Here is a 13,347-nt window from a genome sequence, read left to right on the forward strand (position 1 = left end):
GTAAAGAGATTTTATCACTAGAGCGAGAACTAGGCATAGTTCAGTTATCAGTTATCAGTTATCAGCTACCAGTCGAACTCTTTTATTCTCGCCACTTCCCCACTTCATAATTCATAATTCATAATTTATAATTCCCACTTCCCGTCTCCTGTTTTCTGACCGTTAAATTTAATTGGGGTTCCCCGATCGAGGTTCAATTCTGCCAAAGGCGGCTATACTCAGCTTATCATCGTCGATCTGCAATTGGAGAAGGCGGGCGATAATTCCTTGTTTCTCGAAGTTTTTTAAATCTAACTGGGTGGATATACCCTCGGCAAACCCCTTGAGAAGGCGCGAGGAGATGCGACGACCATTAAGAGTGGCTGTGGGGTCAATAAGCTCGATTTTTCGCCCCTGCACTAGCTTAAATCCCACTTCTAGGCTAAGATCGAGGCTGGCTGCCGCTTCGTCCAGCCTTTGGGTCTCCAGCTGCAGGCTGAGAGCGACGCGATTATTATTAAGAAAATTAAAATTTGCTTGACTAAGTTGATATTTTGTGCTACCCAATTCTTCCCTAGAGGGAATCAGATTATTAATCAGGGTCTGAATTTGTTCTTTGACCGCTGCCGATTGTAAAGCTTGATTAACATTAGTTTCCGTGAGGACAAGATGCAATGCTCCCGCAGCCGGTCGGCGCAGTGCGGCGGCTAAACTGCTGTTTTTCTGCTGTAATCGCCGCAAATCGAGGCTAATTGGCTCAGTTTCTAGCTCGATCTTCTCAATGCGAACACCAGCAAGGGGATAAATTCCCCGTGCAGAAATGCGAACTCGATCGATTTTGCCTTGCAGAACCTGATAATTGGGAGTATTATCGACCCTCACGGCCAATTGTTCCACTTTTTGGACTTGGGAGCGAAGGGTATGGGCTAAAACCGTATCAATAATTGCCCCTGCGGGAGTTAACAGGGTCAAAACACTAGCGAGAGTGATTGTTAGCCATTCCATCGCTCAATTACACCCATCCAGCTAAATTTTGCCAAGCATTAGTCAAAAGCTGACTTAACCAACGTCGTTGCACTTGATCTAAAATCGGGTCTTCTGCGAGAATTTCTTCAGTCAGATCATCGAGAGATTGACCCTGAGCGCGGGCCATTCTAATAATTCCCGCAATCACGGCAGCGATCATCTCCTCATCGACGGGACGCTGTCGGAGAGCGGCAATTTCTTCGGGGGTGGTCGGGATGGGATAATTCATAATCAGATGGGGTAGGCTTTGTATTAATCTGGGTATGTAAAGTTTTTTAAACTTTTTTCAGAAAACTTTTTGTGTAGTCTAGCGTAATCAGACGATTTTTGGGTTTAACAGCTAAATCAAGATGAAAGAAATACTTTACAGAGAAATTCCGACTCCTGACTCGATCGCCGTTTGTCAGTGGTTACAATCCGATTGGCAACCCGCAAACGGTGTTAAGACAAATACACCTAACGGGGTGAGATTGCGCTTATCGGAGGCGATCGAATTATCGATTTTTGTCTGGACGCTGCAACGGACTACTTATTTAAAAGTTTTCCGCTGGGGTGAGCGGTCGCATGATCAAGAAACATCCCTGACTCGGCAGCTCGATCGAGCTTTACAAAGGCGTTTTCCGCCGCAGTATAACACGATACCAAATATCGATCAAAAAAATCACTCAATTTTTACAGATTTAGAAGCGGACTATCCCCTAACGGTTCACTACTTCCGCAAAATGCCGCAAGGGGAGGCGGATTTAGAACGTTTGTACTGGTGGGAGAAACGTTGGCGCGACAGTGCCAAAAATCCCCAACAACCGCAGCCGGTAATTTTCTCTAGTAGTGAGGAAAATGATCATCCCATCACCTACGACTTAATTTATATTGGTGGTGCCTTGGGGGCAATTCATGCGGCACAGATGGCCAAATTAGGTTATCGAGTCCTCTTAGTAGAAAGACTGCCTTTCGGACGGATGAATCGGGAATGGAATATCTCTCGATCGGAGTTTCAAAGTTTAATTAATTTAGGTCTATTTACGGCCGAAGAATTCGAGAAATTAATCTTCCAAGAATACATCGATGGCTTTAATAAGTTTTTTGATGGCAATAATCCCCCCCATCTGAAAGCCCAAATTCTCCATACTCCCACGGTTTTAAATATCGCCATTAATTCCGATAAATTGCTGCAATCCTGCGGTAAAAAAATACAGGATAATGGCGGTAAAATTCTCGATCAAACCGAATTTATCAAGGCTGATATTACCGCTAATAGTGTTACTATCACCCTTAATCATGGTGGAGAAATTCAACAGATAAAAGGCCGTTTATTGATTGATGCTATGGGTTCCGCCTCCCCCATTGCTTGGCAATTAAACGGAGTGCGTGCCTTTGATAGTGTCTGTCCGACGGTGGGGGCAGTAGTAGAAGGATTCGATCCAGTGGTGTGGGATTCTCACTATGGTGATGTCTTAAATTCCCATGGCGATATTTCTAAAGGTAGGCAATTAATTTGGGAATTATTTCCGGGGGAAGGAAAAGAATTAACCTTTTATCTATTCCACTATCATCAAGTCCATCCCGATAACCCCGGTTCTCTGTTAGAAATGTACGAAGATTTCTTTACTATTTTGCCCGAATATCGACAGTGTGACCCAGAAAAATTAACTTGGAAAAAACCCACCTTTGGTTATATACCGGGGCATTTTAGCACAGGAAAAAAAGATCGAATTGTCTCCTTTGATCGCATTTTAGCCATCGGTGATGCCGCCTCCCTGCAATCACCCTTAATCTTTACTGGTTTCGGTTCTTTGGTGCGTAATTTAGAGCGCTTAACCAATCTTTTGGATACGGCCTTGAAACACGATTTACTAACAGCTAAAGACCTAGAAAACGTGCGGGCCTATCAAAGTAATGTGGCGGTAACTTGGTTATTTTCTAAAGGAATGATGGTTCCCACAGGAAAAACCTTACCCCCCCAAAGAATTAACGCCATGTTAAATACATTTTTCGGTTTATTGACCGACGAACCGCCGGAGGTTTCCGAAACCTTTATTAAGGATAAAACCAATTGGTTGACCTTTAGCCGTTTAGCAATTAAAGCGGCCAGAAAAAACCCAGCTTTACTGTTATGGATAGCAGAAATGGCCGGCAGTCAGGATTTAATGCGCTGGTTGGGTTCCTATCTCGATTTTAGCCTTGATGGAGTCAAAAATCTGCTTTTGGGTCCCTGGTTTCCCCAATGGTTAAAAAACTCGCAAAGCTGGCTAGAAAAAGACAATCCTCGCCTCTGGTTAAAGTTATTGAGTTTTAATTATGGCTTAAGAAATTAGAGAATATTTATCAATTGATGCTCCCATCACCCTAGGCGCGTTAGAAGTCAAAGTAGATGAATTGTTTAAGAAGTTAACCCCCCCCAGAGGGTTGCTTCTCTAACAAAATTTCCCCTAATCGGCTCTTCTCGACTTTGTGTGATAATTTTTGCTTATGAAATCGTGAAATGTTTACTGGGAAAGACTTTTAGAACTATTTTGTTAAATAAACTATCAGTATAGACCTCGTTTCCACACAGAAACCAGAAGAACCCCTAATCCTTACTGAATACAATTTAATTTGGTATGACTAAGACCTGGGCAAATAAATTTCTCAGTTCTAGAAAAAACCGGGTTAAACCAGCGAAAAATTATTCCTAACCCAAAAAAATAAACAGAAAACTTCCTACAGAACTGGGGTAAGGGGAAAATTTTCACCTTTAACCCGGAATAGTTCCCCCTTTTCCCGACAAAAGAGCGAGATTTTAGCCCCTTGCCGAAGGCTAAATATTAGATAAAATTTTGTTAAGATTATCCCGCCAGCAATTTTTCAGCAAGATACAATCGAAACAGTAGAGCTGCCATTGGGCTAAAAGTTAAGCAAATTTAAGAGATAGCCATTTCAGAAAAAATCTATCATTGATGAGGTTGATCTTCCCCAGATAAGAAACGAGTGAAGATTAATTGTTGAACCGAGCATCAGAAGCTATCTCTAAAGGGGGAAATGTTAGAAAGTTATCCCAGAAGGGGAACCATCACTATTGACTTATCTATTTCCTATTGCTTGTATTCATTTAGTCATCTAACAGCAAGGGATGTAATCTCATTCAGGGGAAAAAGTCACTATGAACCACCAAATAGAAACCCCGATCCGCTCACCTTCTCAAGCTCGATTCCGTTCACGGGAAGAACGCATCCAGATCGGTAAATCCCTGCGGGAGCGGCTGCCGCGTTCTGACCACGCTATCTGGCAACCCCCCGCAGCTGGTCGAGAGCCGATCGAAATCATCGAAGCATCAAATCGGGGGCGATTACAGGAATTGATTCCCATCCGCTACGGACGAATGTTGCGGAGTCCCTTTACCTTCCTGCGCGGTTCCGCTGCTTTGATGGCCTACGATCTGGCCACCACTCCCAAAACTAACATTATCGTGCAGGCCTGCGGGGATTGCCACCTGTTGAACTTCGGATTTTTTGCCACCCCCGAACGCAATTTAGTCTTCGATATTAACGATTTCGACGAAACCCTGCCCGCGCCTTGGGAATGGGATCTCAAGCGTCTCGTGGTCAGTTTTGTCATCGCCGGCAGGGATAGCGATCTATCCGAGCGAGAATCGAAGGCAGCGGCGATCGATTGCGCTCGTTCCTATCGAGAACACCTGCGGGAATATTCTCGCCTCAGTCCCTTAGAGGTATGGTACACGCGCATAGGAGTAGAACAGGCGATCGAGATGGCTCCCGACGAAAAGACGCGGAAGTTGCGGGAACAGATGATGGCCAAAGCCCGCGATCGCATCATCGAACATCTCTACCCCAAGATCGTCACCCAAACCGGCGGACGCAATCGCTTTGTCGATCAGCCGCCTATTCTCTACCATGTCAACGAACCGGATTGGGAGACTATCGTGCGCGAGGGTCTGGAAGACTATCGCCAATCCCTGCCGGAGGAACGCCGGGTCCTCTTTGATCGCTACCAATTAGAGGACTTTGCCCTGAAAGTGGTGGGCATTGGCAGTGTCGGCACCAGATGTTATATCGCCCTATTGTTCTCGGAAGATAACCATCCCCTCATCCTACAAGTTAAGGAGGCTTGCCCTTCGGTTCTAGAACCCTATACCGCCAAGAGCCAGTACGAAAATCAGGGGCAACGGGTAGTTACAGGCCAGAGATTGATGCAATCCTCTAGCGACATATTTTTGGGCTGGACCAAGGGAAGAGGGGGCAACGACTTCTATTTACGGCAACTGCGGGATATGAAGTTTTCCCTACCCATTGAAGGAGTATCGGCCGTCCAACTGCAACGCTACGCCGAGTTCTGTGGCTGGACCTTGGCCCGCGCCCACGCTAAATCTGGAGATGCGGCCACTATTAGCGGTTATTTGGGGAAAGGAGATCAGTTCGATCTAGCCATGGGCGAATTTGCGATCGCTTATGCCGATCAGACAGAACGGGATCACGCCGCTTTGGTGGATGCGGTTAAAACAGGACGAGTGGAGGCTTTGGTAGAAGAAAATTTATAGAGATTAGGGAGCGATTTTGAGCGGTTCTAGGCAAGATCAGCCCCTCGCTGCTGAAAAATTTGACTTTTGATGGTATAATTCGCCTGGAAAGTCAAGATCGGCTCTCAAAGGGTAGCTATATGGTTCCAACTTCAGATCAAGCCAATGATTTCATCCAAAAAAATGCCCTGAGCAGTGGTGTCACCAACGCTGTCATCAATGGTGTGATTGGCTGGTTTATGTTTCGAGGAAAAGATACTCTACCGCTCACTGTGGATACCATATCAGGGCATGAAAAAACGGTCTTCTCCACGGGAGTGATGACCGCTTTTATACTTTCCCTCATCTTAGGGATGATTGCCTTTTTTACCTTCCGCCAAAAAGCCAAAGATTTCCACGTCGCCTCCCCAGAACTTTTAGAGCGCCCTTTCTTCTTTTTTGGAGTTAGGACAGTCCTGTTTTATGCTCTGTTTGTCTTTGGTACAGTGGCCTTGGCTGCTCTATTCTTGCAAAAGTTTTTGGGGACGATTCTGGTAACACCTGTTATCGGTGCAATTATCTTAGGGATTATCGCCGGGATAGCCTCCTGGTTTATTAACGCGGCGGTGATGAAAGCCATCGGGCGGCCTGAGTAGATTTTTGAGGTATGACCGAGCATCATTGAATATTATGGAGATTTTATGACCGTTTTGGACGCATTTAAGCTCGATGGACAAGTAGCGATTGTAACTGGGGCCGGTGCGGGCATTGGCCGGGGCATTGCCGAATTATTTGCCCAAGCAGGGGCAGCGGTGGTCGTCAGTGACCTCAAGGAAGACACCGCCGCCATTGTTGCTGATGGCATTAAGGAAAAGGGCGGCAGAGCGATCGCAGTTGCCTGTGATGTTACCAATGAACAGGCTCTAGAAAACCTAGTCAAGTCCACCCTGGATGCTTTTGGCAAAATCACCCTGCTGGTAAACAATGCCGGCGGTGGTGGGCCAAAACCCTTTGATATGCCCATGGATACTTTCATCTGGGCCTATAAAATCAATGTATTTTCGGCGTTTCATCTCTGTCAATTATGTGTCCCCTATATGGAAGCGGCGGGGGGAGGAGCGATTTTAAATATCTCCTCGATGTCGGCAGAGAACAAGAATATCAATATGGCCTCTTATAGCTCCTCTAAAGCCGCCGTCAGCCACCTCACCCGCAATATTGCTTTTGATCTCGGACCGAAAGGAATTCGGGTAAATGCGATCGCCCCCGGTGCGATCAAAACCGATGCCTTGGCTAAAGTGCTGACTCCGGATATTGAAAAAGTGATGCTCAAGCATACCCCCCTCGCCCGCTTAGGGGAACCCAGTGATATTGCCTATGCTGCCCTTTTCCTCTGTTCACCGGCGGCCAGTTGGGTGAGTGGGCAGATCCTCACCGTTAGTGGCGGCGGGGTTCAGGAATTGGACTAACAGTCTATTATCGATTTATTTAACTGTATTTAACGACAAAAAGGAGAGAATATGAGCAATTTTGATGCTTTTGCTGATTTTCGCATGGATGGCCATGTGGCCATTGTCACCGGCGGAGCCCAAAATATTGGGGAAGCCATTGCGAAAACCTTTTCCGGCGCGGGAGCCAAGGTCATGATTGCCGACCTGAATGGAGAAAAAGCCCAAGCAACAGCCGAGGCTATTCAAGCTGTCACAGGGAATCAAGTTCTAGGGATCGGCTGCAACGTCACTGTGGAGGAAGATATTCAACAATGTGTGGCCAAAACGGTGGCAGCTTTTGGCGGCATTTCTACCCTTGTTAACAATGTCGGTTGGGGTAAAGCTTACGACGACCCCCTAGAGGTTCCCATGGAGGAAATGATCGAAAGCTATAAACTCAATACCTTAGCGGCCACGCGGATGACTTCTGCTTGTCGTCCCTATTTGCTGAAAGCGGAAAACGCCACGATTACTAACTCCGGTTCGCTGGTGGGGGTTTTGCCAGCTTTTGACTTTATTGCCTATTCCGCCGCTAAAGCCGCCCTTAACCATCTGATGCTAGGTCTGGCTCACTATTTTGCTAAACAGGTTCGCGTCAATACCGTGCTGATTGGTACAGTGATCACCGAGGGTTATGCTGCTGCTGGTTTGGATGAAAAAGCCCAATATGCTCTAGCTCATCCCGACAACCTGACCGGACGCGCCGGTAAACCCCAAGATATTGCTAACGCTTTCCTCTGGTTAGCTTCACCGGCTGGCTCTTGGGTGAGCGGTCAAACCTTACAAGTCTCCGGTGGTGGCAAACGCGTCCGTCTCAAACCCGAATAACGGCTCTCTGGCCCCTCCTTGACCTTTCTCTGCGATTTGTCGTTATGGTTTTTGCTGCTTTTGGATATCGTCGGGCTATCAGGCTAGTAACTTCTTTTTCAGTGTTAGCATTGTTTAATCTCGCCTCTGCCGGTCAAGGGCAGCTCTTGGCCGAAACGGCGATCGCTGAGGAGTCCACCCCGACAACCGACCCCTTAGAAAATGCGGCCAGTCTCGGGCCAGTCCTCCACCTTCCCCCGAACTCGGTTGCACAATTCAAGCAGCAGCAGCCTGGAGCTAATCTCCCGACTGCACAAGTGAGCCAGGATGATGTATCGCCAACGGAACCGGTAGAGTTACCATCCCCTGAATCTACAGTGTCGCCGCCAAAAGATCCCAATGCCAGGTTAAGGATTCCCCCCAATTTTGGCGAAGGGTTTCCCATTGAACGGGTGTTTATCCACGTTCGCAACCCCAGCAATGACCCGAAGCAAGATGAAGATGTCCGACGGCAACTGGCGGATACTTTTGGCATTCGGGCCGGGGGAAACTTTAGTCCCCTTTTGGCGGACCGGGGACTGAATCAGGTGCAGCGCTTGCCCTTTGTCGAGAGTGCCGAGTATCGTCTCTACCAGTCAAATCTGCCCGGTGTGGTCATTGTGGCCCTGCTGGTCAATTTAAAACCACAGGAGGTCTCCCAAGTCCCTACCCCTAAACCGCCAAGGGGTATGGTTATCAGTGGCAAGTTACGCGATTTTCCTACCCTCTACGAGAGCGATCGCAGTTTGGTTAAATTGATCCTCAATGGGGGTGTGGGAGTCTTTAGTGATACTAATCCCTGGTTTGGCAACCCAGAAAATTTTGCCCCCAGTTCCTACCAACCGAAGGGAACAATTACTTGGGGAGAATTTTATCTAGAGCCTGGTTTAGCAGGTATTACTGGTCTGGGGAATTCTCCTGTGTATATCTATGGTGCCGCTTCCTATACGGTATCTGGGACAGTTCAACCGGACATTTTCCGTACAGACTCAAGGTTCTACGGTAATATTGAAAAGCTCTACGGCGGTTTTCTGGTGGCTAAAACGGGAAATCCTCTCGTTTTTAACCTATCGGCAGGACGGCAAATTTTCCAACTCAATCAAGGCTTTTTGTTTTCTCAGTTTAGCGGTTCGGCTAATGCTCTAGATCGAGCGGCGAGCTATTCTAACCCCCGCACTGCCTACGAGATGACAGTGCTGTCTGATTTGCGCTGGGGGGATTTTCGTTTACAGGGGTTCTTTCTGGAGCCAGATGAGCTATCAGTGGCTGATAGCAATACACAATATTTGGGAATTAGCGCCCAGTATAACAATAATCAAGGGGTTGAGGCCGTTTTAACCTATGTGGGTGTACCTCAATCATCCCGGACTTATTTGCTGCCGGATAGTGAACGGCTAACCCGTCAAGGGTTACAGGTGATTAATCCCCGATTGCAGTTATCGCCATTGTTTGGGGTACCCGGACTGTGGTTTCAAGGGGAATATGCCTACGAATTTAATGACCGGTATAGTATGTCGGCTCAGGGGGGTTATCTTTGGTTAGGCTACAGTGTTCAAAATGTGCGCTGGCAGCCTAGCTTTAGCTACCGCTTTGCCGGTTTTAGTGGCGATAACCCCAAAACTGCCACCTATGAACGTTTTGATCCCTTGCAAGCGAGTGGTTTAACTGACTGGTTACAGGGAATTAGTCTCGGCAAGGTTTATAACAACTCTAATAGTTTTTCTCATCGAGTCAATTTTACGGTGATGCCTACCAGTAACTTTGAGTTATCCCTAGATTACTACTACCGGTTTGCCGACACTTTGAATAACTTAGGGGGTAATCCCGCCCTCCAGACGCTGAAATCCTATGATCTTGGCCATGAATTACTGTTAATCGGGCGATATTATCTGTCTCAAAATTTCTTGCTTCAGGGGGTTGGTTCCGTGGCGTTTCCGGGCAGTGCTATTCGTCTCGCAGCGGAGAATAATACTAGCCCTTGGGTTACTCTACAAGTGTCCCTGTTTATGTTTTTCTGAGTTTATCCTCCTGTTGCCAGAGGACAAGGATGATGGTATGTGATATAATTTGCTCTTGCTTTCATCTACATATTTAAGTGATTTTGTCAAGAAAATGAGCGAATTAAAATCCCAAATCACCGCTATTGATCATCAACTTTCCAAACGTCCGATCGCTCTCGATCCCGCAGGATATTTTATTATTTATCTAGACCGAGAAGCTGGGTTAATCTGTGCCAAACATTACAGCAATATTATCAACGAAAAAGGTTTAGCCGTCGATCCAGAAACGGGAAAAGTTATCGGTGTTAGGCAAAAACTTGATCGCAATCCTGAGTCTATTTACACCGCTAGGACTGCCAAAGAATTAGCCGTCAAAGTAATCGAAGAAACCCAACCTTGTCCTATTACTATGTTCGATCATGCTGCTTATTTAGGTCGAGAATTTACCCGCGCTGAATATGCTTTAATCACTGGGGAAGAATATATTCAGGATTAAAGATTGGGGTTGAGGAATTATGAATTATGAATTATGAATTGGGGAGTGGGGAGACCACTTCCTGAGCGTTGCTGGGGGAAGTGGGGAGAATAAATAAAAATAGTGTCTTATCTCTTATCTCCTGTCTCCTATCTCCTGTCTCCTATCTCCTGTCTTCTGTCTCCTGTCTCCTGTCTCCTGATAACTGTTAAACCGTGCCTTTAAATAAACCTTGGGGACGGAATAATAACAGCAAGATCATAATTAATAAAGCCACGGCTAATTTATAATCAGAACCAATTAAGGGAACACTAATTTCTTGAGCAACACCAATAATTAAAGCCCCAGCAATCGCTCCGTAGGGATTACCAATACCACCTAAAATCACGGCTGCAAACATTGGTAAGATTAAAAACCAGCCCATATTGGGACGTACTCCCCCAGTAATTAACCCGAACATACCTCCGGCTAAAGCAGTTAAAACTCCCGTGATTATCCATGTCCAGAAGACAACCCATTCGACGTTAATTCCGGTTACTCTAGCTAAATCGTTGCTGTCAGCTACGGCACGCATCGCCTTACCGATCTTAGTTTTTTGTAATAAAAAATGGAGGGCAATAATAACTATAATTGCCAAACCAATGACTAACAAGCGATCAAAAGCTACTTTAATCCCCAAAATTTCTGTAGCAGTCATCACAGGCAGATCGTAGCGTTGATTACTGCCGCCCCAGATCATTAAAATACCATTGCGAAGAAATAAAGCCAAACCGATCGAAATAATAATTAAAGTGGTAGAGTCAGCCCGTCGATCGCGCATAGGTTTCCATAATAATCTCTCGGCAATGAGCATGGCAATAGCTGTCACCGCTGCCCCCACCGGCATGGCTAACCAGAGATTAATCCCTTGAGCATTTACCAGCCAAGTTATGTAAGCACCCAAAGTCATAAAATCGCCGTGGGCAAAATTAGACAGACGCAAAATGCCACAGGTAAGGGTTAAGCCGACAGCAGCCAGAGCAATAATACTGCCGACGGCTAAACCATTGAATAAAAGTTGCGGTGTATCCATCAAACCTCTTGTATAAATCAGAAATTGTCCTTAGAAATAGAAGTCAGGAGAGAGAAAATTAATTAACTTTTGTCTTTTACCTTATTTAGCTGAAAGCTGACAGCCTGTGGCTTAAATATTTTTGTTTAGACCAAATTACACGGCAGTATAAGCTCAGACAGCTATTATAAAGGTTTGTGTGCCAGCAATTTCTCGCGGCCAGGGAAAAACTGACGGCTGATGACTTACTGCTATAAAATCAAGAATGCCCACTGATGGAATTTGCCGCCAATGAAGACTATCTTTCGATTAGCGATCGCTTTTTTTGCCGTACTATTTATTTTATCTCCTGTCAATGCCTTAGCAGCCAGTTCTGCTGCTGTCACAGGAGCCAATGCCAGTTATGAAAACCAGAATCTGACAGGAAAGGATTTTTCGGGACAAAATTTGCAATCTGCCCAATTTACTAACGTTAATCTGCAAGATTCTAACTTTAGCTCTGCCGATTTGCGCGGGGCAGTGTTTAACGGAGCCTCTATCATCGAAGGCAACTTTCATGGAGCGGACTTAACCAATGGGTTAGCCTATCTGAGTACCTTTAAAAATTCCGATTTAAGCGATGCCATTTTTGCCGAAGCAATTATGCTGCGTACCATTTTCGAGGGAGTCAATATCAACGGTGCTGATTTTAGTTTTGCCGTGCTTGACGCTCAACAAATCAAAAATCTCTGTGAAAGAGCCGAGGGTGTCAACTCAAAAACCGGCGTCTCTACCCCGGAATCTTTAGGATGTGATCAATGATGCAAACCCGGGTTGGTGTTATTGGTGGTGGACAATTAGCATGGATGATGGCACAGGAAGCCAAGAAATTAGGCATTTCTCTAATTGTACAAACACCACACCCCGACGATCCCGCCGTTGCTTTAGCTGACGGGGTTGTTTTTGCGGAAATAGCCGACGTGGAAGGCACAAAAAAACTAGCTCAACATTGTGATCTGATCACTTTTGAAAATGAGTTTGTTGATTTAGATGCCCTAGAAGAATTAGCGGCCACAGGAGTTAAATTCTATCCTAGTTTGGCAAATCTGCGCCCCCTATTGGATAAATACGAGCAAAGATGTTATTTACGCTCCCTAGGGTTGCCTGTGCCTGATTTTTGGGCGATAGATAATTTATCCCAATTAGAAAATTATCCTTTTCCGCTAGTGCTGAAAGCGCGACGACACGGTTATGATGGTCAAGGAACCTTTATTATCCGCACTCCTGAAGAATTAAACGCCAAAAAGCCGCAATTAGAGCGTCTTGACTTGATGTTAGAAGCATATATTCCTTACGAGCGAGAATTAGCCATCGTTGCCGCTAGGGGATTAACCGGGGAAATCGTCACCTATCCCGTGGTGGAAACCTATCAAGAGGAGCAAGTCTGTCACTGGGTAATCGCTCCCGCCGCTCTTAACCAATCTTTACACGCTCAAACCGAACCTATCGCCCATCATCTGTTAAGTAGTTTGTCGGCGGTGGGTGTTTTCGGGATAGAGTTATTTGTCACTCCGCAGGGAGAGGTATTGATTAATGAAATCGCTCCCCGTACCCATAATTCGGGTCATTACAGCCTTTCCGCCTGTCTTACCTCCCAATTTGCCCTACAACTGCAAGCAGTGGCTAATTTGCCCCTCGGAGCCACGGACTTAAAATCTGCCGGGGCAGTTATGGTTAATCTATTGGGTTTTGAGGATAGTGACGGTGATTATGCCGAAAAAAGAGCAGTTTTAGCGGCAATCCCAGACGCTCACGTTTTTTGGTACGGTAAAAAATCCCGTCCCGGTCGAAAATTAGGCCATGTCACCCTCTTAAGGGATACAAGCGATCGCTCTGAGTTATTGGCCCTAGCAAAACAGATAGAAAAGCTTTGGTATGGTTGTTAGGGAATTATGAATTATGAATTGTGAATTATGAATTATGAATTATGAATTGGGGTGATGGGGAAG

At 45.9% G+C, this 13,347-nt stretch carries 12 protein-coding genes; 9 read left to right on the top strand and 3 right to left on the bottom strand.

Going from position 1 to position 13,347, the window contains the following annotated elements:
• Positions 1 to 168 precede the first annotated feature (168 nt).
• Complete coding sequence (locus IQ234_RS16150; RefSeq protein ID WP_193957827.1) at positions 169 to 984, bottom strand: DUF2993 domain-containing protein; 816 nt, start codon at positions 982 to 984, stop codon at positions 169 to 171.
• 7 nt (positions 985 to 991) lie between these two features.
• Positions 992 to 1,234 (bottom strand): hypothetical protein, encoded by a 243-nt coding sequence (locus tag IQ234_RS16155; RefSeq protein WP_002763591.1) that lies wholly within the window; start codon positions 1,232 to 1,234, stop codon positions 992 to 994.
• A 121-nt stretch (positions 1,235 to 1,355) separates the two neighbouring features.
• Between IQ234_RS16155 and IQ234_RS16160 the strand changes: the two genes are divergently transcribed.
• From IQ234_RS16160 to IQ234_RS16190, 7 genes are all read left to right on the top strand, one after another.
• Positions 1,356 to 3,320 (top strand): flavin-dependent dehydrogenase, encoded by a 1,965-nt coding sequence (locus tag IQ234_RS16160; RefSeq protein ID WP_193957828.1) that lies wholly within the window; start codon positions 1,356 to 1,358, stop codon positions 3,318 to 3,320.
• Positions 3,321 to 4,144: 824 nt separating this feature from the next.
• On the top strand, positions 4,145 to 5,539 hold the full coding sequence (locus IQ234_RS16165) for a DUF2252 domain-containing protein (protein ID WP_193957829.1): 1,395 nt from the start codon (positions 4,145 to 4,147) through the stop codon (positions 5,537 to 5,539).
• A 119-nt stretch (positions 5,540 to 5,658) separates the two neighbouring features.
• A complete protein-coding gene (locus IQ234_RS16170; RefSeq protein WP_193957830.1) occupies positions 5,659 to 6,153 on the top strand; it encodes a permease in 495 nt (164 codons plus the stop codon).
• A gap of 45 nt (positions 6,154 to 6,198) precedes the next feature.
• Positions 6,199 to 6,966: a 7-alpha-hydroxysteroid dehydrogenase gene (gene hdhA, locus IQ234_RS16175; protein ID WP_002767739.1), complete on the top strand. Its 768-nt coding sequence runs from the start codon at positions 6,199 to 6,201 to the stop codon at positions 6,964 to 6,966.
• Between the two features lie 51 nt (positions 6,967 to 7,017).
• Positions 7,018 to 7,815 carry an SDR family oxidoreductase gene (locus IQ234_RS16180; protein ID WP_002786918.1) on the top strand — a complete coding sequence of 266 codons (798 nt, stop codon included), beginning with the start codon at positions 7,018 to 7,020 and terminating at the stop codon, positions 7,813 to 7,815.
• Positions 7,816 to 7,916: 101 nt separating this feature from the next.
• Positions 7,917 to 9,851, top strand: coding sequence for an alginate export family protein (locus IQ234_RS16185; RefSeq protein ID WP_322743466.1), 1,935 nt, complete (start codon positions 7,917 to 7,919; stop codon positions 9,849 to 9,851).
• Between the two features lie 94 nt (positions 9,852 to 9,945).
• On the top strand, positions 9,946 to 10,329 hold the full coding sequence (locus tag IQ234_RS16190; RefSeq protein ID WP_002735883.1) for a DUF4346 domain-containing protein: 384 nt from the start codon (positions 9,946 to 9,948) through the stop codon (positions 10,327 to 10,329).
• A 187-nt stretch (positions 10,330 to 10,516) separates the two neighbouring features.
• Here IQ234_RS16190 and IQ234_RS16195 read toward each other — a convergent pair whose 3' ends face one another.
• A complete protein-coding gene (locus IQ234_RS16195; RefSeq protein WP_002736961.1) occupies positions 10,517 to 11,380 on the bottom strand; it encodes a branched-chain amino acid ABC transporter permease in 864 nt (287 codons plus the stop codon).
• 270 nt (positions 11,381 to 11,650) lie between these two features.
• Here IQ234_RS16195 and IQ234_RS16200 point away from each other — a divergent pair, with 270 nt between their 5' ends.
• Both IQ234_RS16200 and IQ234_RS16205 read left to right on the top strand, forming a co-directional pair.
• Positions 11,651 to 12,160 carry a pentapeptide repeat-containing protein gene (locus IQ234_RS16200; RefSeq protein WP_193957832.1) on the top strand — a complete coding sequence of 170 codons (510 nt, stop codon included), beginning with the start codon at positions 11,651 to 11,653 and terminating at the stop codon, positions 12,158 to 12,160.
• Positions 12,157 to 13,284, top strand: coding sequence for a 5-(carboxyamino)imidazole ribonucleotide synthase (locus IQ234_RS16205; protein ID WP_193957833.1), 1,128 nt, complete (start codon positions 12,157 to 12,159; stop codon positions 13,282 to 13,284). The genes IQ234_RS16200 and IQ234_RS16205 overlap by 4 nt, the downstream gene beginning before the upstream one ends.
• Positions 13,285 to 13,347: the final 63 nt, after the last annotated feature.

Origin of the sequence: Microcystis aeruginosa LEGE 91341, from assembly GCF_015206885.1 — a bacterium.
Lineage (GTDB): Bacteria > Cyanobacteriota > Cyanobacteriia > Cyanobacteriales > Microcystaceae > Microcystis > Microcystis aeruginosa_H.

Coding starts and splice junctions, on each gene's coding strand:
- IQ234_RS16180 (WP_002786918.1), top strand. CDS start 7,018: ATGAGCAATTTTGATGCTTTTGCTGATTTTCGCATGGATGGCCATGTG.
- IQ234_RS16150 (WP_193957827.1), bottom strand. CDS start 984: ATGGAATGGCTAACAATCACTCTCGCTAGTGTTTTGACCCTGTTAACT.
- IQ234_RS16165 (WP_193957829.1), top strand. CDS start 4,145: ATGAACCACCAAATAGAAACCCCGATCCGCTCACCTTCTCAAGCTCGA.
- IQ234_RS16200 (WP_193957832.1), top strand. CDS start 11,651: ATGAAGACTATCTTTCGATTAGCGATCGCTTTTTTTGCCGTACTATTT.
- hdhA (WP_002767739.1), top strand. CDS start 6,199: ATGACCGTTTTGGACGCATTTAAGCTCGATGGACAAGTAGCGATTGTA.
- IQ234_RS16160 (WP_193957828.1), top strand. CDS start 1,356: ATGAAAGAAATACTTTACAGAGAAATTCCGACTCCTGACTCGATCGCC.
- IQ234_RS16190 (WP_002735883.1), top strand. CDS start 9,946: ATGAGCGAATTAAAATCCCAAATCACCGCTATTGATCATCAACTTTCC.
- IQ234_RS16195 (WP_002736961.1), bottom strand. CDS start 11,380: ATGGATACACCGCAACTTTTATTCAATGGTTTAGCCGTCGGCAGTATT.
- IQ234_RS16170 (WP_193957830.1), top strand. CDS start 5,659: ATGGTTCCAACTTCAGATCAAGCCAATGATTTCATCCAAAAAAATGCC.
- IQ234_RS16205 (WP_193957833.1), top strand. CDS start 12,157: ATGATGCAAACCCGGGTTGGTGTTATTGGTGGTGGACAATTAGCATGG.
- IQ234_RS16155 (WP_002763591.1), bottom strand. CDS start 1,234: ATGAATTATCCCATCCCGACCACCCCCGAAGAAATTGCCGCTCTCCGA.